This window comes from Acinetobacter sp. WCHAc060025, assembly GCF_004209355.1.
GTDB classification, from domain to species: Bacteria; Pseudomonadota; Gammaproteobacteria; order Pseudomonadales; family Moraxellaceae; genus Acinetobacter; species Acinetobacter wuhouensis.
In genome coordinates, this window is the sequence record NZ_SGSX01000002.1 from 192,808 (window position 1) to 213,028 (window position 20,221).

Annotated in this window: 14 protein-coding genes; 11 read left to right on the forward strand and 3 right to left on the reverse strand. The window is 37.4% G+C overall.

Features of this window, described 5'->3' with window-relative positions; translation table 11 throughout:
• Positions 1 to 3: 3 nt before the first annotated feature.
• From EXE09_RS02555 to EXE09_RS02580, 6 genes are all read left to right on the forward strand, one after another.
• Positions 4 to 1,302, forward strand: coding sequence for an ABC1 kinase family protein (locus EXE09_RS02555; protein WP_068976183.1), 1,299 nt, complete (start codon positions 4 to 6; stop codon positions 1,300 to 1,302).
• Positions 1,303 to 1,457: 155 nt separating this feature from the next.
• The gene (gene folB / locus EXE09_RS02560) at positions 1,458 to 1,838 is read left to right on the forward strand and encodes a dihydroneopterin aldolase (RefSeq protein WP_068976182.1); all 381 of its coding nucleotides are present in this window, start codon (positions 1,458 to 1,460) and stop codon (positions 1,836 to 1,838) included.
• On the forward strand, positions 1,795 to 2,232 hold the full coding sequence (locus EXE09_RS02565; protein WP_130116239.1) for a 2-amino-4-hydroxy-6-hydroxymethyldihydropteridine diphosphokinase: 438 nt from the start codon (positions 1,795 to 1,797) through the stop codon (positions 2,230 to 2,232). The genes folB and EXE09_RS02565 overlap by 44 nt, the downstream gene beginning before the upstream one ends.
• Positions 2,229 to 2,708, forward strand: coding sequence for a hypothetical protein (locus tag EXE09_RS02570; RefSeq protein WP_130116240.1), 480 nt, complete (start codon positions 2,229 to 2,231; stop codon positions 2,706 to 2,708). The genes EXE09_RS02565 and EXE09_RS02570 overlap by 4 nt, the downstream gene beginning before the upstream one ends.
• Before the next feature lie 188 nt (positions 2,709 to 2,896).
• Positions 2,897 to 3,733 (forward strand): SDR family NAD(P)-dependent oxidoreductase, encoded by an 837-nt coding sequence (locus tag EXE09_RS02575; protein ID WP_130116241.1) that lies wholly within the window; start codon positions 2,897 to 2,899, stop codon positions 3,731 to 3,733.
• A 595-nt stretch (positions 3,734 to 4,328) separates the two neighbouring features.
• The gene (locus EXE09_RS02580; RefSeq protein ID WP_130116242.1) at positions 4,329 to 5,048 is read left to right on the forward strand and encodes a hypothetical protein; all 720 of its coding nucleotides are present in this window, start codon (positions 4,329 to 4,331) and stop codon (positions 5,046 to 5,048) included.
• An 84-nt stretch (positions 5,049 to 5,132) separates the two neighbouring features.
• On the opposite strand, the gene coq7 is transcribed toward EXE09_RS02580, so the two are convergent.
• The gene (gene coq7, locus EXE09_RS02585) at positions 5,133 to 5,768 is read right to left on the reverse strand and encodes a 2-polyprenyl-3-methyl-6-methoxy-1,4-benzoquinone monooxygenase (RefSeq protein WP_130116243.1); all 636 of its coding nucleotides are present in this window, start codon (positions 5,766 to 5,768) and stop codon (positions 5,133 to 5,135) included.
• 1 nt (position 5,769) lies between these two features.
• On the reverse strand, positions 5,770 to 7,089 hold the full coding sequence (locus EXE09_RS02590) for an MFS transporter (RefSeq protein ID WP_130116244.1): 1,320 nt from the start codon (positions 7,087 to 7,089) through the stop codon (positions 5,770 to 5,772).
• Positions 7,090 to 7,265: 176 nt separating this feature from the next.
• Between EXE09_RS02590 and EXE09_RS02595 the strand changes: the two genes are divergently transcribed.
• The 3 genes from EXE09_RS02595 (at position 7,266) to EXE09_RS02605 (ending at position 16,608) form a co-directional block, all read left to right on the forward strand.
• Positions 7,266 to 9,992, forward strand: coding sequence for an autotransporter assembly complex protein TamA (locus EXE09_RS02595; RefSeq protein WP_130116245.1), 2,727 nt, complete (start codon positions 7,266 to 7,268; stop codon positions 9,990 to 9,992).
• A gap of 35 nt (positions 9,993 to 10,027) precedes the next feature.
• Positions 10,028 to 14,566 (forward strand): translocation/assembly module TamB domain-containing protein, encoded by a 4,539-nt coding sequence (locus EXE09_RS02600; RefSeq protein WP_130116246.1) that lies wholly within the window; start codon positions 10,028 to 10,030, stop codon positions 14,564 to 14,566.
• Between the two features lie 185 nt (positions 14,567 to 14,751).
• Positions 14,752 to 16,608, forward strand: coding sequence for a M48 family metallopeptidase (locus tag EXE09_RS02605; RefSeq protein WP_130116247.1), 1,857 nt, complete (start codon positions 14,752 to 14,754; stop codon positions 16,606 to 16,608).
• A 121-nt stretch (positions 16,609 to 16,729) separates the two neighbouring features.
• On the opposite strand, the gene EXE09_RS02610 is transcribed toward EXE09_RS02605, so the two are convergent.
• Positions 16,730 to 18,358: a long-chain-fatty-acid--CoA ligase gene (locus EXE09_RS02610; protein ID WP_130116248.1), complete on the reverse strand. Its 1,629-nt coding sequence runs from the start codon at positions 18,356 to 18,358 to the stop codon at positions 16,730 to 16,732.
• 766 nt (positions 18,359 to 19,124) lie between these two features.
• Here EXE09_RS02610 and EXE09_RS02615 point away from each other — a divergent pair.
• On the forward strand, positions 19,125 to 19,337 hold the full coding sequence (locus tag EXE09_RS02615; RefSeq protein ID WP_068976172.1) for a hypothetical protein: 213 nt from the start codon (positions 19,125 to 19,127) through the stop codon (positions 19,335 to 19,337).
• 156 nt (positions 19,338 to 19,493) lie between these two features.
• Positions 19,494 to 20,192, forward strand: coding sequence for a hypothetical protein (locus EXE09_RS02620; protein WP_130116249.1), 699 nt, complete (start codon positions 19,494 to 19,496; stop codon positions 20,190 to 20,192).
• Positions 20,193 to 20,221 lie beyond the last annotated feature (29 nt).

A 20,221-nucleotide genomic window follows, 5' to 3' on the forward strand; every position in this document is an offset into this window, starting at 1 on the left:
ATTATGAAAAATAATATCTTTCTAGATGGTCTGCGTTCAGTTGCCCGAGTGGGGGAAACTGCGGTGATCGCAGCCAAAGCAGGCATTAAATATGCGACTGAAAAACCGAGTAATGCAAAGTTAATGCGTGAAACGTTTGAGTCGCTGGGTTCTACTTATATTAAGTTAGGACAATTTATTGCCAGTACGCCATCACTTTTTCCACGTGAATATGTTGAAGAATTTCAAGGCTGTTTAGATCAAACTCCATCATTGCCATTTAGCTATGTACAAGAAGTCTTAGCTTCTGAATTTGCAGGGCGTGATTTAAGTCAAATCTTCGCTTCAATTGAAGAAAAGCCACTTGCTTCAGCATCCATTGCACAAGTACATGCCGCGAAATTGGTCAGTGGCGAAGATGTGGTGATTAAAGTACAAAAGCCGGGTGTGGAAACCATTCTCTATACAGATTTGAATGTTTTGCATTGGGCGACAAAAATTTTAGAAAAAGCTGTGCCAAAGGTTAAATTTGCTTCATTGGCAGATATTGTCGATGAAATTAAAACCCGTATGGTGCGTGAAGTTGATTTTATTGAAGAAGCACAAAACCTCGATGATTTTGTAAATTATTTAAATGTTTCACAAAATACCGCTGCGACTGCGCCAAAGGTTTATCACCAATATTCAACTCGTCGTGTACTCACCATGCAACGTTTATACGGTGTACCATTAACCGACTTTGACGTGGTGAAGAAGGTGGCTAAAGATCCTTCTCAAGTATTGATCACCGCGATGAATACGTGGTTTGGTAGTCTAATGCTATGTAAATCGTTCCATGCAGACTTACATGCAGGCAATCTGATGTTGCTTGAAGATGGTCGTATCGGCTTTATTGACTTTGGTATTGTTGGTCAATTAAAACCTGAAGTTTGGCAAGCGTGTATGGCATTTATGGATGCGCTGCAAAAGACAGATTATCCACTCATGGCTGAAAATATGCTGAAAATGGGCATGACCAGTCAGCAGATTGATACCAAAGTGCTTGCAGATGATTTAGAGCGTTTATTTAGTGGCGTATTATTGGCTGATCCTGCACAAATCATGACTTCGAATCCTTCAGATTTAAATGACATCATGATGGATATGGTTGGCGTAGGTGAGCGTCACGGTATCCGTTTCCCACGTGATTTCGCATTGTTATTTAAGCAAATGTTGTATTTTGATCGTTTCATGCGTGTGCTTGCGCCGTATACTGATATTTATGCTGATCAGCGTTTGCAAATGGTGCAAGATTTAGATCCTGCTTCGTTGTTGAAGCATTGATTTTCTAAGTAAACTTCATAGATTAAATAATCCCTCCCAACCTCCCTTTATAAAAGGGAGGAGCTTTCTTTTATATTGTAAATTAGAGAGTTGGAAGTCCCCCTTATAAAAGGTGAGGAGCATACTCCGCAAGGGGGGATTCTAAGGGAACATTCATGGATGCAATTATCATTGAAGGGTTAAAAGTCGATACAGTGGTGGGGTGTTTCAATTGGGAACGTCAAATCATTCAGCCTTTAATGCTCGATATCACGATTCAAACCAGTTTAGAGCAAGCATCCAATTCAGATGAATTAGACGATACTTTGAATTATGCGGAAATTTGTGAAATTTCAACCAAAGTGATTCAAGAAGCTGCCCCGAAATTGATCGAACATGCAGCTAAGTTAGTATTAAATGCACTTTTTACTACCTATCCAGTGGTTGAATCAATTATGATTACGATCCGTAAGCCTGCTATTATCCCGCAAGCAAATTCTGTAGGAATTCGTCTTGAACGACACCGCAACGATATTCGCCTTAGCACTGGCGAGTAACAACCATCCTCAACAAAATTTTAAAAATGCTTTTGCTCAAATCTGTCATTTGGGCGAAGTAACGTTTTCTAAAATTTATCTAATTCCATGTCGTGATGGTGTCGGTGCGGATTATTGGAATGCTGCGTGTCTCGTCAAAAGTCATTTCTCTGTAAATGACATGATTGCTTTATTAAAAAAAATGGAAGCAGATTCAGGACGTGTACGTCCATCACATCAAATTTCTTTGGATGTTGATCTGATTGCATGGGGAACGGATTTATCTCAAATGCAATTTAATCCAAAAAAACTGCCTTTAGCATTGGATGTGAAAATTCCGATGTTGGATATTTGGGAAAATGAAAAATTTGTGCATAATCTACATGACTTTCCTGTCATGTGTTGTCATGAATGAATCCAATAAAATTACAACATTATTTACCTATTATCCAAAATATTAATTATCTCTATCAAGCTCAGAAGCATATCAAAGATGGATTTTGGCAGTTTGCTGATCGTGATTTTCTTTATCATATATGTGCACAAAATACTGAGCAATATCATATTTATGTGAATCGTTATATCAATGTTGTTATTCAAAAAAGAATGAATTTTGAACAAGAAGATTCAATGGAACCTATCATCGGGAAAATATTAGCTTTATTAGTTGATGATCAATTGGATGATGGTATGGCTGAAGGTGCGACGCAAGGTTTTTTCGATGCTTGTGATACACCACCACCTGAATTTTGGATAAGTTTTGAAAATGGAGTTTTATATTCATTTATACCGGATCAATTTATTCATCTTGCTGATGAAGGGATTTCATGCTCGATTGGTAAAAGTTTAGAATGGGCTTCGGATATAATATATTTCAGAGATATTATTTGATCTAGTAAACGACCTCTGCCTAAACTAATTAGACTAGATTTTAAAATCATTTCCAGTATGTATAAAATTCATAATAAAATATTAGAAAATATCATTTTATTCATGTCGCTTAATTTTGTACTCTAAAATTATTCAATTCAAATATTTATAATGAATCAAGTTGTGACTTGGTTTTAGGACATTCATTCATGAAAAATTTTAATCAGAAAGTGGCAGCAATTACGGGTGCAGGTTCAGGCATTGGACGTCAACTTGCGATTCAATTGGCACAACAAGGTGCGCATTTGGCATTGAGTGATATGAATGAACAAGGTTTGGTTGAAACTTTAAATTTACTCAAAGATTACCCTGTAAAAGTAAGCATCACAAAATTAGACGTAGCAAATCGTGAGGCAGTTTATGCATGGGCAGAAAGTTGTTTCAATGAATTTGGTCAAATTAATCTGATCTTCAACAATGCAGGTGTGGCACTTGCAAGTACCGTTGAGGGGATGAGTTATGATGAATTGGAATGGATTTTCAATATCAATTTTTGGGGTGTGGTTTATGGTACGAAAGCCTTTTTACCGTATTTGAAACAAAGTGGTGAAGGGCATATTATCAATACTTCGAGCTTATTTGGTTTAACAGCTCAACCTTCACAGAGTGCCTATAACGCGACTAAATTTGCAGTGCGTGGTTTTACCGAATCTTTACGTCAAGAATTAGACATTGAAAATGCAGGTGTAAGTGCAACCTCAGTGCATCCAGGCGGTATTCGTACTAATATTGCCAATTCGGCACGGATGAGTGATAGCATTCGTGCTTTAGGCATGAATCCTGAGAAAGCCAGTCGTTCATTTAATAAGGTACTCAAAACACCACCAGAAGTTGCTGCTAAAGTGATTTTAGATGCAGTTAAACAAGATAAAGCGCGTGTATTGATTGGCACTGATGCAAAAATTTTAGATTTGATTCAGCGTGTGACACCATCACACTATGCCAAAGCTGTTGATTTTTTAACGAAGAAATTAACGAAAAAATAAATAAGATTGGTTTTAACTTGCCCGTTTCCACGGGCTTTTTTTATTGATAATTGATGTTACGCACTTAAAAAAACAATGCACCTTTCAAATAGTTTTAGAGCACACTCGGCGGAGTCGTACATCGAAAATTTCAATTTCAGGATTAGCTTTCAGCTTGACCTACTTTTGTTTCGGCAAAATGAGCAGTGAAACTGCGCAAGGAAACCATCTTGCGAAGCTTCGCTTCTCACCGCAAAACTCGTCAACTACCAACTTTTGATTGATATATCGCAGAAACATTAACTTATAGATGTAGTCCTGCCTCAAACACGTTGCGGATGACGTTACCGCGTATCCAATTCTATTGAGAAATAAAAAATGTTTTGATGTTACTGCGTAACATTAGTTGATAATGAAAATAGGTCGGTGCTTTAAAATGAATACTGGCTTAAATTGTTAACCCATAAAATTGAAAATAAGTGCGGATAATGCATCGTATTTTGACTATGTCATAACTTTTAAAAGGTAGATAGAATACAAATTGCATGCTTTTGAAACGACATTCCAAAAGTATATGTCGGGTAAATGAGTTGCATCAGTTTATAGGAAAACAATCATGGGCTTAGGATATGGCGCTGGTGCAGGTGGCGTGATTGTTTTATTCCTTACCTTTATCAATGTATTGGTCATTTTTGCAATATGGGGTGGCTGGAAATACTATCGTCGAGGTAAAGGAACAACAAGCCGATTTGCTGACACAATGGTGAAAGGTTTGTTAGTGCTGTTAAGTGTATTTCCAATACTGGTTGTTATTTCATGGTGCATGATTTGGGTGAGTGATATTTCAACAGATCGTGCCCGATTTAATATCGTGAAAAAACAGAATGTTCAGCTTGAAACAGCGTTGCCTTATGGTGAAATTATATTGCCGAAGGGGACGTGGGTAAATCGTGATGGAGATTCTGAGCATGATATTGAATTACTTCCGAATGATGCACGTATTGGATTAGCGAGAGCATATTTTCCACAGCCTGTGAAATTAGGTCAGTATTCGGCACAAGCCTTTGAACTGCATCGTGAATTGTTGATTGAAGTTGCGCAAGACTATCAATTTGAAGCGAAAGGGACACAATGGAATTGCCCGAAAGGTTGGATTTTACAACTCGCATATACTGAAAAATTACCTGAAAATTATCGGTATCAACAAAATTATACGTGGTTTAAGCCGAGTCAATGGCAAGCAGTTGGATGTTTTGATGCAGGGGAAGGTGGATTACTTATTTTAGCATTGGATGGTGATGGTCTGAGAAATGTAAAAGATTTAAAGCCTGAGTAATTTTTTGCTGAATATTTAAGATAAAAAAACCTGTTATAAAAACAGGTCTTCATATTCAACTTATACGATTTAAAATTTTAAGATTTAAATAAAATAACTGGTTTTGGTCATCAATTTAGAAATCGCAGTCATGGTGATTTTTACTGGAATCGGCAAATCTACACCGCCTGCATCTAAAGCGGTATCACGATGATGTAATTCATCTTCATTCATTTGCACTAGGATTTTACGCGAGCGTTCATCCTGTGCAGGCAACTGGCTAATGTGATGTTGTAAATGCATACTGACTTGGCGTTCAGTTTCAGCTACAAAGCCTAAACTATATTTATCACCTGCAATACCTGCAAGTGCGCCCATACCAAAAGAGAGCCCATACCAAACTGGATTAAGTAGACTGGTATGACTATCTAATTCTTTTAAGCGATCTTCGCACCATGCCAAATGATCTTGCTCTTCGATCGCAGCAAATTCCATTTCACGACGGACATTGGGAAGTTTCGCTGTTAAAGCTTGACCATGATAAAGTGCTTGTGCACAAACTTCACCACTATGGTTGACACGCATTAAACCTGCAACATGGCGAGCTTCACTCACTGCAAGTTTGGTTTCAGTTTCATTTGAAGGATTGGTACGTTGAGCAGAAGTTGCGCCAGGCACTAAACTTCTTAAAGCTTGATCGAATGAATTGATCAATTTGTCGATGCCCGTATATTGACGCATATTAGTCCTCCAAAGACACTTGAGTTGTAGCCACTAATGGTTTTAAACGAGTCAGTAACCAAATACTAAAAATAGCACTGAGTACAGCAGTAATACAAAATAGAATTTTAATATCTATTTTCAAAATACTTAAGATAATAATCGAGAAAATTGCAGATGAAACCATAAATATTGCATTAAAAATATTGTTCGCTGCAACAACGCGCGCACGATGCGACTTCGGTGCATAAGCTTGCATCATGGCATAAAGGGGAACGATATAAAAACCACCACTGATACCAAGAAGTGTTACAGCAAGCATCACATGATAATAGACTAAACCTGAGCTAAACATATCACCGACGGTAAGCAAATCTCCAGTAACTACAGGAACAAACGCTAAACTCCCAGCTAAGTAAAGTGCAAATGCAGTTAAACCTATAGCACCGATGGGCACCATTTTAATATTTACACTTGCGCCACCAATTTTACGGCACAGTAATGAACCGACACCAATACCAACAGAAAAGAAAGTCAGTAAAAGGCTGACGACATTTTCATTGGCATGTAGGTTTTGTTGTGTCAGCTGTGGGATTTGAGTCAGATAGGTTGCGCCGTAGAACCAGTACCATGAATTTCCAAGCAATACGAGAAATACTAATGGAAGGCTTTTGGCATATTTAATAGTCTGAAAACTGGTGCGGAAAAAGTTCCAATCTATTTTTAAATCAGCATTTGAAGTGGGTTGTTCTAAAATAAATCGGCTAGATAAATAGCCTAAAACTGCAATCGCCAAGATGGTTAAACAAATCCAAACCATATTGCCTTGCGAAAGTGAAATGACCGCACCACCTAAGATCATTCCCACTAAAATTGCAATAGATGTCCCAGATTGGAACAGCGCATTCCCTGACATCAGTTCATTCGGTTTCAATATTTCAGGCAAAATGGCATATTTAATTGGACCAAAAAAGGTGCTGTGCGTTCCCATTAAAAATAGAGCAACCAATAAAATCCATAAATTGCCCAATAAAAATCCTGCTGTCGCAATCAGCATAATAACGATTTCTAATATTTTGATGTTTCGGACTAAAAATGAACGTTCATATTTGTCCGCAATTTGCCCAGCGGTCGCAGAGAAGATGAAATAAGGTAAAATAAAGAGCAAAGCAGCGACATTATTTAAGGTACTGACTGCGGCAGTTTGTTGTTGAATCCATCCATAGGTAATCACTAAAAGCAGTGATTGTTTAAACACATTGTCATTTAAAGCCCCAAAAAACTGGGTCAGGAACATCGGTAAAAACCGTCGTGTACCTAAGATATGTTTATTTTTTTCCATTGAGTTGACTTCATTTAGTTATTTAGAAGAAATGTTTGAAAATAGTAACTCTCGTGCAAAATCATGTATGATGTTTTAACCTTAAATCATGTTTAAAACCAATTGTTTTGAGTGTTTTGAAAGATTCTTTTTAAACAGAATTAACTTTCCATAAATTCAGGTTATTCGAGCTTGGTATGCCAGCAAAAAATCAGTTTAAAAAATCAGTGCTTGCTTATTCTATACAGCCACATTTCGATTGGTATCATATCAATAAAATGTTATGCGCAAGTGTTTTTTTAAGTATTTTTGCTGTACCTGTAAGTAATGCTGAACAGATTTCAAACAGTTCGAATCCGACTGAGGTGAAAAGTGAAATTACGCATAGTGCAGAACAATTAGAATCTGCTGCATTACAACAAGGTGTATCGAACGAAAAAATAGATCAGTTAGATCAAAAAATCAAAGATGCACAACATATTGATCAATTTGACAGCACTCAAATGTTGCAACAGCAACAACAAGGTTTAGGTGTTCAAAATGACTTTAAACCAATTCAGTTTGAAGATCTTGAAGAGTTACCAGCAGTATCTATTGATCAGTCTTTAGCAAATGAAATTTATCAAACAGCTGAAGCTGCCAAAACAGAAGCACAAAATTTTGAACATGGTGTAACGAAAGTACCAGAAGTCGGTGTAAGTGAAGCGACACAAATAGAAATGTCTGAAATCACTCAGGCGCCTATTAATGTTGATCAATTGATTCAGACTATTCGCGCAGACAATAAAATTGATGTCCGTGAAAATGCATCAGGTACGACCTTAGTCGATCGCAATGATTCAGAAAATGTAGAAGCTGAGCAAGAGAAACCAGGCTTTTTTAAACGGATTGTAAATCGTGTTCGAGGCCCTCAAGACAATGGTGTGGCAATTGCAAAAATTAGTGTATCGGTTTCAGGTGCGCCTACGATTCTCACCAATAATTTAAAAGCAAAACTTGGAACATTTACTCAGGAAGCTTATTCTGATTTTAATGGTTCGGTTCCTCAACTGCGTACTCTAGCGGTTCAAGCGGCACAAGCAGTCGGGTATTACAATACACAATTTAAATTTTCCAAAGCGGGTGATAATGCTTTACATGTGGATGTAACACCGAATAATCCAGTTAAAATTGTTGATCAAAATATAGAGTTTTCTGGGGCAGGCTCGAAGCTTGCACAATTCCAAGTGATTAGCGTATTACCAGATTTAGATAAGGGAGATATTCTGCATCATGGTGCTTATGAAACCATGAAAATGCGGATTAGCGACGCTGCTTCAAACAATGGTTTTTTTGATAGCTATTGGCGCTTACATGATGTCAAAGTTGAGCAACCTCAAAATACGGCCAAAATTGATTTAAAATATGAAACGGGTGATCGTTATAAATTGGCTGATGTCGAATTTAGAATGAGTGATCCATCTAAGCCATTGCCTATTGATTTAAAAATTCTCAAAACACTAGCACCTTGGAAAGATGGGGCAGACTATACGGCATGGCGTGTCAATGGTTTAGCCAATAACTTAACCAACTCGCGTTATTTTAACTACACTTTAGTAGATGCTGTTAAGCCTGATGCAATTGTAAAACCACTAGAGCTTCCTGCAGATCTACAAGCATTGGTGGATCAGGAAAAAGTCGCTGAATCTGTATTTACTGAACAGACTGGTGTGGAAAAGGCGCATGTTTCCAATAAGGAAGTGACCCAGAATGTAGTCAATGAGAATCAGTTTGCGGGGACTCAGAATTCGGGTGTAAATCCTAATTTGAAACAATTACAAGCCCAGCAAAAAGAAAAAGAATTGGATGAAGATGCGATGCGTGAGCAAGCGCGTGAAACTAAAAAAATTCCAGTAATTGTGACTTTGAATGCAGATCGTTTAAATAGTTTAGAAACAGGTATTGGTTATGGAACGGATACAGGTGTTCGTTTACGTGGACAATACCGCCGTGCCATCGTCAATCATTTAGGGCATTCTTTTGACGCCAATATGGAATTGTCTCAGATCCGCCAATCTATAGATGCACGCTACAACATTCCATATAAGCATCCACTGAATGACTATATTAGTTTAGTCGCAGGTTATGAGCGTGAAACTAGGGATGGTATTGGTAATGACATGGATTTGGTTATTGAGTCTGCTGTTGCAGGGGTAGACCGTATTATCAAAGGTTCGCGTCGAGAGTGGCAACATATTTTGGGCGTGCGTTATCGTTTAGACCGCGTCACTCAAGATGGTCCAGTCGATATTTCCAATATTCCAGATGCTTTTTTGATTCCAGGTTCAAATCAAGAACAACAATCTTTATTGCTTGGTTATGAAGCGACTAAAACGACAAGTGATAACCGTATTAACCCAACCCGTGGTTATAAACAAAGTTATAAAATTCAATTAGGTAGTGGATCGTTACTGTCTGATACAGATATGGCGATTACCAGTGCAGATTGGAAAGGTTTATATTCTTTTGGGGCAAATGATAATCACCAAGTCGTAGGTGGCTTGAATGTGGGGTATATTTTTGCCAAAGACTTTGAGAAAGTTCCTTATAATTTACGTTACTTCGCGGGTGGAGATCAAAGCTTGCGTGGTTTTGATTATAAGAGCCTTTCTCCAATTGAATATGGTTATAAAGTGGGTGGTCAAGGTTTAGCTGTAGGTACTTTGGAATACAATTACCAATTTAAAGAAGGTTGGCGTGGTGCAATCTTCAGTGATTTTGGTAATGCTTACGACAAGTCATTTAGTAATGATTCAGAATACAGTTTAGGGTTAGGGATTCGTTGGAAATCTCCAATTGGTCCAATTCGTTTAGATGTCGCGTCCGGTATATCCGATCCTGGGCATCCAATTCGACTGCACTTCTTTATTGGTTCGCAACTTTAATCGACTAAAAATATAAGAGAATTACTGGAAATATTATGGCTGATGAAGAGCATCAAGATGTTCAAAATGAACAGCAAAATGATCAACTAGAGCAAGAGCAGGCAAAAAAACGTCATTGGTTACGTAATGTTCTGATGTCTTTGCTTTTGGTGATCATTCTCTTGATTACGGCATTGGTCATTATGTTTAGTACGGATAAAGGCAGTAAGTTTTTATTAGACCGTGTCGCTTCTAGTCAGAAAATTATTCATTATGAATATGAAGGTGGTAACTTACTCAAAGGTATTATTCTCAAAAATATTTTGGTAACGCTCAAACCTGTCGATGTGAAAATTGATCGTGCGGATGTATCATTGGGTTGGCGCGCAATTCTAGATAAAGAAATTCATTTGAGCCATGCCGATGTTAACAATTTACAAATCATCAGCAAATCACCACCTAGTGATGAACCATTCAAATTCAACGAAATTAAACTGCCTTTTGTTTTGCGTTTAGATAAAGCTGATGTCGATCATCTTGAAATAAAAACTGCCTCATCAAAAATAAGTTTTAATGATATTCATCTTGAAGATACATTGTGGTCTGAAACTGCGCTCAAATTTAAAAACTCCAAAATGGATATGGGCTATCTGTCAGTACGTAATGCCACAGGGAATATGGACTTTAAACAAGGTGATTATCCGTTAAATGCAACAGCAATTGTAAAATTACCCTCTTTAAAAAGTATCAATGTTGAAGACATTTATGTACATGCGCGTGGTTCATTGGGTACGATCAGAGCAGGTATTGCAACCAAGACGCCTGATATGTTGACAGGTTGGGCGATTGTTCATCCGATGCGTCCAAATGTACCAATGAATGGTGCTTTAATTTTTAAAGATTACCATTTGCCATTTTTACTTGAGCAAAAATTGTTGGCGAAATCAGGTAAAGCGACATTCCAAGGTGATATTAAAGGTTTAAATCTAGATTTAAATACAGATTTGAGTGGACAGAATATTCCACAGGGACAATACACTGCATCCGCACATACCGATTTATTACATCAGCTCAATATTAATAATTTAAATGCTCAGTTGATGGGGGGCGCAATCAATGCGGCTGGGTTAGTCAGTTGGCAAGATCATGTGCATTGGGATATTAAAGGTCGTTTAGATCGTCTAAATCCAAAAGACAAGCTGATTCCACAAGTGGTACAGGATTTCTTACCCCCATCTTTAGATGCTGAGATTGGTTCAGTTGGCGAATTAAAACAAGGCTTACATTTATCTGCAAAAGTGGATTTTGATAAGTATGAAAATTGGAATGTACGATTAGATCAGGCAGAGCAAAAAGGTAAAAAACCTGAACCGATGTTAATGGATGTTGCATGGAAAAATATTGATCGTGCGGTACCCTATGTTGGTTGGTTGAGTAGTGAGCAAGGGCAAGTCAAATTAGCACTTGTTGAAGGTCAGCAAAATATTCATGTCGCAACAGTAGTGAAAAAGCATGAAAAAGGCAGTCTACCTGCTGGAAAATACGATGCTCAACTTGATCTAAAAGGCAATGACTTACATGTACCACAGTTCAATTATCTAGCTGATCAAGGCGCTTTATCGGGGAGTGCGGTTGTAGAATTACCAGATGAGAAACGCCAGTTAAAATGGAACGCTTTATTAAATGCGAAGAATTTTAATCCGCAAAGTATCATTGATACAGCACCAGTTAATTTACTCAATGGTCAGCTCAAAGCCAGTGGATATGCACAACCAAATCAGCAAATTATCAACTTAGAGTCGATTAATTTAACGGGGCGCATGGCTGGTCAAGCCAATGCTGAAACAATTCAGTTAACAGGCAAGAGCACCGCTGCTGTACTTTTCCATGATCAAAAAGCGGGTGGCGCTTTTAAAGGCTTTGCGGTGAATTACGACGGTGCATTAAATGCAGCACAAATGAAACAAGGCAGTGGCTTACTCAAACTTAAAGTTGCAGGAACACCTGAACTCATCAAAATTAGTGAATTTCAGCATGATGGTATCGCTGGAAAAATACTTGCCAATGGTTTGGTGCATATCAGCAATGGAATTGGTTGGGACATCAATGCCTCATTGGTTCGCTTTAAACCACAATACTTTGTCTCTGCTGTACGTGGTGAAGTTTCTGGTAATGTTAAAACACAAGGCAATTGGTCTGATCAACTAAAAAGAATTAATATTCAGCAATTAAATATTGCAGGGATGATTAATGGTAAGCCTTTACGTGGAAAAGGTAACCTAGCTGTTGTTTTAAACAATAATCAAAAAAGATTTATGCCACAACAGTTTGAGGCAAATGACCTATTCTTGTCTTATGCACAAAACCAAGTTCAAGCAACAGGAAATGCACAAAACCTACGTTTAAAAGTGAATGCACCTGCGTTGTATGAACTGTATCCAAGCTTGCGTGGTAAAGCTTATGGTTATTTGAATTTACAAGCTCAACCTCGCTTAAGTGCTACAGCTAATTTAGCCGTTGATAATTTTGCCTTTGGCGACACACTAAGTATTAAAAAGCTGAGTTTAAAAGGGGAAATGCCAACCTCTGATACCGTACCATCTAAAATGGTGGCGCAAATGGATACATTGCGCAGTAGTGATCGAGAAATTCAACATGCTGCCATGACCCTATCTGGAACATACAAGGCACATTTATTGCAAGTTCAAGCTTGGAACTATTATTCTAAATTCTATGTACAACTTGCGGGTGGATTTACCCAGAAAAATGATTGGCTAGGGCAAATTCAAAAAGGTGAATTTGACTCAGTCCGTGTACATTTGCTACAGCAACAAAATGCACCTGTAATTTTCAATTCGGCAAAAACGGAATTGTTTGTTGGTCAACATTGTTGGATGAGCCAACAAAGCCAACTGTGCTTTGATCAGCCAATTCGTGCAAGTAAGCAAAATGGTAATGTTTCATTCATCACTAAAAATTTAGATCTTCAAGATTTTGCAGCCTTTATGCCAGAAGGTTTGGCATTAACAGGTAAGCTAAATGGTTATGCAAGAGCTTCATGGGCACAAGGTACTCAGCCGAAGTTAGATGCAAAATTAGTAACGCAAAAAGGTCAAATCGGTTTAGCGGCTGAAGATCCGAATGATCCATCAACTTCTATGGAATATGATGAAGCCAGTGTTATTGCAAAAAGCATCAAAGATGGTTTATTGCTCCGTGTAGATTTAAAAGCACCGAATATTGGTACTGGTTATGCGAGTGTGGTTGTCAATCCATACGTCGATTCAAAACCAATGCGCGGTGAAGTGGCATTTAATGAAGTTCAGTTGAAGATATTAAAACCATTTATAGCAGATGTACGTAAATTAAATGGAACCTTGTCATTGGCAGGGAAAATCAGTGGAACTTTGACTCAGCCGTTGTTTGATGGTGATTTAAGATTGCGCAATGGTGAAATTAGTATGATTTCACTGCCTGTCAATTTAAATAACATTCAACTCTATTCGTCAATACGCCAAGATACTGCAACGATTAATGGTGCATTCAACAGTGGTCGTGGTGTCGGTCAGATTAATGGCTCAATTGATTGGAAAAATGATCCACATGTCCAATTGCGTGTGAAAGGCGATAAATTATTAATTCGTCAAGCGCCATTGATCACAGCAGTGGTCGATACCGATATACAACTGGATGCCTTACCTTTAAGTCGTCGTATCAAAGTTAATGGTAAAGTTGATGTGCCAAGTGCGTTGATTTCAATGCCTGAATCAAGTGCAACAGTGGTGAACGTATCTCCAGATGTTCGGATCGTCAAAGAAGGACAAAACCAACTGGCTATTTTAAAAGCCGCGAAACCTTGGGATATTCGTGCTGATGTTTCTGTGAACTTAGGTGATAAAGTTATTTTCCAAGGCTTTAATAGTCGTATTCCTCTGATTGGGCGTTTGTATTTATCACAACGCGGTTTAGAAAGCGCTATGCGTGCCAATGGTGCAATTGGTGTGAGCCAAAAAGTCGTGATCGAAGCTTATGGTCAGCGTCTTGATTTAAATCGTGCAATTGCACGTTTCAATGGACCATTGGCAAATCCAACGCTTGATGTTGATACCAATAAGAGCATTTCAGGCAGTACGGTGGGTATCCGTGTTACAGGTACAGCGACGAGTCCGAATATTCAGGTTTATAATGATGCAGGACTGTCTGATCAAGAAGCGATGAATGCGTTGATTACAGGTCGTATTAATGAAGGTTCGAGTGGTTTGAGTAATGCGGAAGGCTTTAAATCTGATGTGAATAATACTATTGCAGCGGCAGGGATTAGTTTAGGTTTGGGTGGAACTCGGGCATTTACCAATCAAATTGGACGTACTTTTGGTCTAAGTGGTTTGTCGTTTGATGCACAAGGTACTGGTGATGATACGCAAGTCAGTTTGACGGGTTATATCACACCAGATCTTTATATTCGTTATGGTGTAGGTGTATTTACTCCAGTGAATAAATTAACCTTGCGTTATCAAATGAATAAACGTTTATATTTGGAAGCGAGTCAGTCACTTGAGAAAGCCATCGATTTGTTCTATCACTGGAGATTCTAGCCTAAGAGTTTAAGTGCTTAGAAAAAAATGGTTAACTAGAAAACTCGGGCAATTTGTCCGAGTTTTTATTTGCGGGTCAGTTTGCATATTGTCGATAAAAAGAGGTTTAAGTTGATTTAATAAATAAATTATTCCATGCTGTAACTGCGTTGCTTTACTCCGATTTAAGTTTGGAAAAATAATAAATGTATGATCAAAAACGTATTGAGAAATTAGAACAGGCTTTAAAGGAAAATCCTAAAAAATATCAAGCAAAGGTGACGCTTTTAGCTTGGTTGGGTAATTTGTATATTGCTTTTGGTGTGATTGTTCTACTGATTTTATTGGTCTTGGCTTGTTTATCCATTCTTGTGCTGAAGGCTTTTGCAATTAAAATTATCATTCTAGTGGCAATATTTCTATATGTCATTGTTCGTTCACTTTGGGTGAGTGTAGATAAACCACAAGGTATTGAAATTTTTCAACAAGATGCTCCAGAATTGTTTCAGATTATTCATCGACTGCGTGAACAATTAAATTCGCCACATTTTCATCATGTGCTCATTACAGAAGAGTTCAATGCAGCAGTGGTACAACGCCCAAGATTGGGTATCTTGGGGCATGATGAAAATTATTTGATTATTGGTTTGCCTTTGATGCAATCGCTTTCAACTGAGCAATTAACCTCAGTTTTAGCACATGAATTTGGACATTTATCGAAAAATCATGCCAGAGCAGCCAATTGGATTTATCGGCAACGTATTCGTTGGTCACAGCTCTATATGTTGGTTGAACAAAATGCCAGCCGAATTGATATTATATTTCGTCCGTTTTTTAAGCGATTTGTACCTTATTTTGCAGCTTATTCATTTCCAATTGCACGAGCGAACGAGTACGAAGCGGATAGAATTTCAGTAGAATTAACTTCTGCTGAAACAGTTGCTGAAACTTTAAGTACAGTAAATATAGTCGGTTGCTATTTAAATGAAGAATTTTGGCCGACCATTTTTAAGCATGCAGAAGAGATGCCAAAACCAAATGTGTCACCTTATTTGGGTTATGTCCAACGATTAACAGACTTTGCGCAAAATGACAAAACACAGCTTTGGTTAAATCAATCTTTGAGCCTAAAAACCAGCTTTGAGGATACACATCCATCTTTACAAGATCGTTTAGATGCAATCGGACAGTCTGCCAAAGTTGCATGGGTGAGCAATGAAGCTAAATCTGATCGATTACTCGGTTCTCGTTTGATTGAAATTACTCAAATTTTTGATCAAAAATGGCAAAGTGATGTACTCGAAAGCTGGCAGAATCATTATCAGAATATTCAAAAGCAGAAGGAATATTTGGATGAGCTCAATCAGAAAATTGAACAAAATATAATTCTGACTGAAGATGAAAAAATTGATCATATTGATTTAACAGAGCGTATTGCACATGATCCTGAACGCGCATTTCTGCTTTGTGAAGTCTTGTATCAGCAGGATTCGGATAATGCACGTGTCAATTTTATTTATGGACAATTCTTGATTGAGCGAAAAAATGATTTGGGGTGTGAAATCTTAGAGCGCGCAGCTGAATTGAATGAGTTTTATCAAGTTAAAGTATATGAAACGTTGCAACAATTTTATTTATCTCAACAGAGTTCGACCCTAGCGGATAAGTATCAGCAGCTTTTATTAGATAGGGTGGAGCTTGAACAGAATGCGATGCAGGAAAGAGAGCAAGTGACAGCGCGAGATCAATTTATTCCACATGCTTTAACGGATATTGAATTGGAAGCGTTGTTGTCGCAATTGAAAGCCTATTCAAACATCAAAAAAGTCTATTTGGTGAGAAAACAAACTCAATATTTAGCACATGTTCCATGCTATGTACTTGGTTTTAGCCTGAAGCAAGGATTCGGTAAAGTGGATGAAGACGCGATTGTGCAGACCATGCGTGTTTTACACGAAAATGTGACATTTGCAGGAGAGACTTTTTTATTGAGTTTTGATTTAGCACAAACGAAGCAAATGAAAAATAAAATACTTAAAGTGCAAAATTCACAACTCATTTAGCTTATTTAAAAACTGGCTTAAGACTTAAATGTAAAAAAATTTAAATTTGAAATTGTTATAAATAAAATGCCCAATATGAATTGGGCATTTTATTTAACTTTTGATTCAAATATGGATTTGATTATTCAGTCAGTAAGACATTGCCATATAGTTCACGCAAATCACGTTTCAACATTTTTCCTGTACCAGTCAATGGGATTGAATCAACAAAAATGACTTTGTCAGGAATTTGCCATTTTGCAATTTTATCGCTGTAGTAATCTAATAAATCTTGTTCGGTAATCTGGCTGTCTTTATGTTTAATCGCAATCACAATTGGGCGTTCATCCCATTTTGGATGTTGAGCCGCAATGGCTGCAGCCATCGCAATTTCAGGGTGATTCATGGCAATATTTTCGAGTTCTACGGATGAAATCCATTCACCACCTGACTTAATCAAGTCTTTGGCGCGATCACTGAGAAGCAGGTAGCCATCTTCATTGATCGTAGCAATATCACCTGTATCAAACCAACCATCAGCACTCAATGCATTGCTTGATTTACCATAATACGAGTCAATAATCCAATGCCCTTTGACTTGAAGGTTACCCGTAGTGTGTCCATCACGTGCGACTTCATTGGTACCATTTTCTTCATCAGTAATACGTAAATCTACCCCGAATGGTGGGCGACCCTGAGAAAGACGGATATTGAGTTTTTCATCATCACTCAACTGTAAGTGTTTAGCTTTAAGTTGGTTACCTGTACCTAGAGGGCTCATTTCAGTCATCCCCCATGCATGAATGGTTTCACACTGATAAATATCTCTAAATGCTTTCATCATGGCAGCAGGGCATGCAGAACCACCAACGACATTACGTTTCAAGCTATCAAGCTTACTACCTGATTGTTGAGCTGCAGCCAATAAACCTTGCCAAATCGTCGGAACACCGAGCGCGATGCTAACTTTATATTCATCAATCATGTGTACTAAACTTGCACCATCCAAGCCTGGACCTGGGAGTACTACGGTACAACCGACCATCGCTGCTGCATAAGGCGTACCCCAAGCATTGACATGGAACATTGGTACGACAGGCAACATGACGTCTTTTGCGGATAGATTGAGTGAATCAGGTAGTGCGATGGCATAGGTGTGCAAAATGGTGGAACGATGGCTATACAATGCACCTTTAGGATTACCCGTTGTTCCAGAGGTATAGCACAGCGAACTCGCGGTATTTTCTTCTAATTCAGGCCACTCGAATTGTGCAGAATGGTTCGCAATCAATACATCATAAAATTTAACATCAGGAATTGCATCAGCAACATCTTGATCAAAAGCACCGAGATAGACAAAGTGTTCGACTGTAGGTGTGTGTGGCTTAACAGCTTTGATCAAAGGTAGGAATGTTTTATCAAATAGCACCACTTTATCGGCAGCATCATTAATAATAAAAATAAGTTGTTCTGGAAATAAACGTGGGTTAATGGTGTGACACACTAGACCACTTCCAGAGATGGCATACCATGATTCAAGATGTCGATGATTATTCCATGCAATTGTGGCAACACGATCACCAAGTGTGAGTCCAAAATCAGATAAGGCGTTGGCAAAGCGTTTTGAGTTTTCAGCAACTTGAGCCCAATTGGTTGTGGTGATCGTACCATCAGTATTTTTTGAAATAATCGCTGTATCACTGTGATAACGAGTCGCATGTTCAATCAGGCTACTGATTAACAGTGGTTGTTGCATCATACATCCTTGCATATAAAATTCCTTTATAATCATATTGATAAATATTGAATATTAATTTTTCTAAAGCTTTCTATTGGGAAAGATGATTCAAATAGAAAAAGCTATTATTTCATCCTATATAAAAGTCGGATTAAATCAAGAAAAAAGACAAATATTTTTTTAGATTATGTGAATTATTAACCAATAAAAACAATAGTTTAAGAATTATCGTAATATGAAAAAATCTATCGAAATTAATGTGAAAAAACGTTTGGAATATACTACTAAAGAATGAAAAATAAAGTTTACATTTTTAGAATAAAATGTGATAAATATATCTTATACCTTGCTAAGGTATTGATGTTTTAGGATGAAACTATCGTTTACGACGAAATAGTCAGAAGGAGTTTTGCAATGTTTCAGATGATTAGAAAATTATTGTGTATCCATAGTTTTGAATATGAAATTGGAAAAAATAGTGTGATAAAAGAGTGCCGTAAGTGTGGTGCTCATCATTAATTTTCTAAACGAAGTGTAAAAATATCACCATATGAAATCATTCATGGCACATGACTAAACTATGGTGATATTTGAAATAATTTCAAAATCATAGGTAAACAGAAAAAATCAAACAAATTTGAGATTTAAATAACAATAATATTCATGAGATTGGGTTTTATTCATTTATTTAGACCTTTTCATTCAATTTACATTTGATCAAATTAAACAATTCCATATTAATCCACTCACTCTTATATGATTTAAGCTACAATATTTCTTTTTTACATATTTGAGCTGTATGGCTAAAGATTTTTCTACTGAGAGTTATATTGTAGACGAGCAGCTTGCAGATACTTTAAGTTGGTTATCTCAGCATCAAGATTGTTTTGATGCCTTACATTTTGATGTTTTGACCCAAGAACTGAAAGTACATCATGCCAATGGTATAGATATTATTCGTTCAGGGATGTATTTAACCGCAAAGTACGGCATTCTTGTCACATCATTATAGCGTTAGGATAAAATGGCTAAGCAATTGATCTGCATGCATCAATTTTGATCCATCATTTTATTTCAAAATTTTCTTTAAACTTCATCTCTAAACTTGAGAAAAGACCGTTACACTAGTGACTTTAATTAACTTTCAATAACCAATTTCTGAATCGTAATGAATGTGAATTTAGCAGAGCATCAGCGTAGTATTTTAGCTGCAATGGGAATAGACCTTTGGATTCCTCGGGTCGATGTTCAAACACGTCATTATCAAAATACTTTATATCGTGATGTTGCTCAAAATGAAGCTGAAATTGCAACAACAGTTGAATTTAAAGACTTTAATCATTCCATAACAGCATTAACTAAAAACACAGAAAATGTCTTAGCACGCTGTGAAAGCGCAGTTCAATCAGAAGTTTCACTGCTTAAAGTGAATGCTGAAACGCAACAGACAGAAGAGATCACTTCTTCAGAACAAATTCAAAAACAAACGGCGATCAGCGTTGAACCCGCCCTAGAAATCGCGTCATTTGAAATTCAAGCTTATCAAATAGAACATTGCGTAATCTTTGTGGATGCTACTCAGCTGAATGATGATCAAAAAACTTTATGGGGAAATATCCAACATGCAGCTTTTGGTCAGTATTTTGAACTTAAGTGGCCTTTTCCAATGCTTCAATTTCAAGATGGTCGAGGTGCGTCGATGTATATTCAAGGTTTTATCGATGGACTACGTCAAGAGCGTAAAATCATTAGTTTAGGACAATTAACGCATTTAAATCAGAGTGAAGTGATTCAATTGGCAAGTTTACAAGAAATGATTGAACAACCTATTTTAAAGCGTCGCTTATGGCAGTTTATGCAGAAATAAATACCATTTGGATAAAAAACTTATTATTT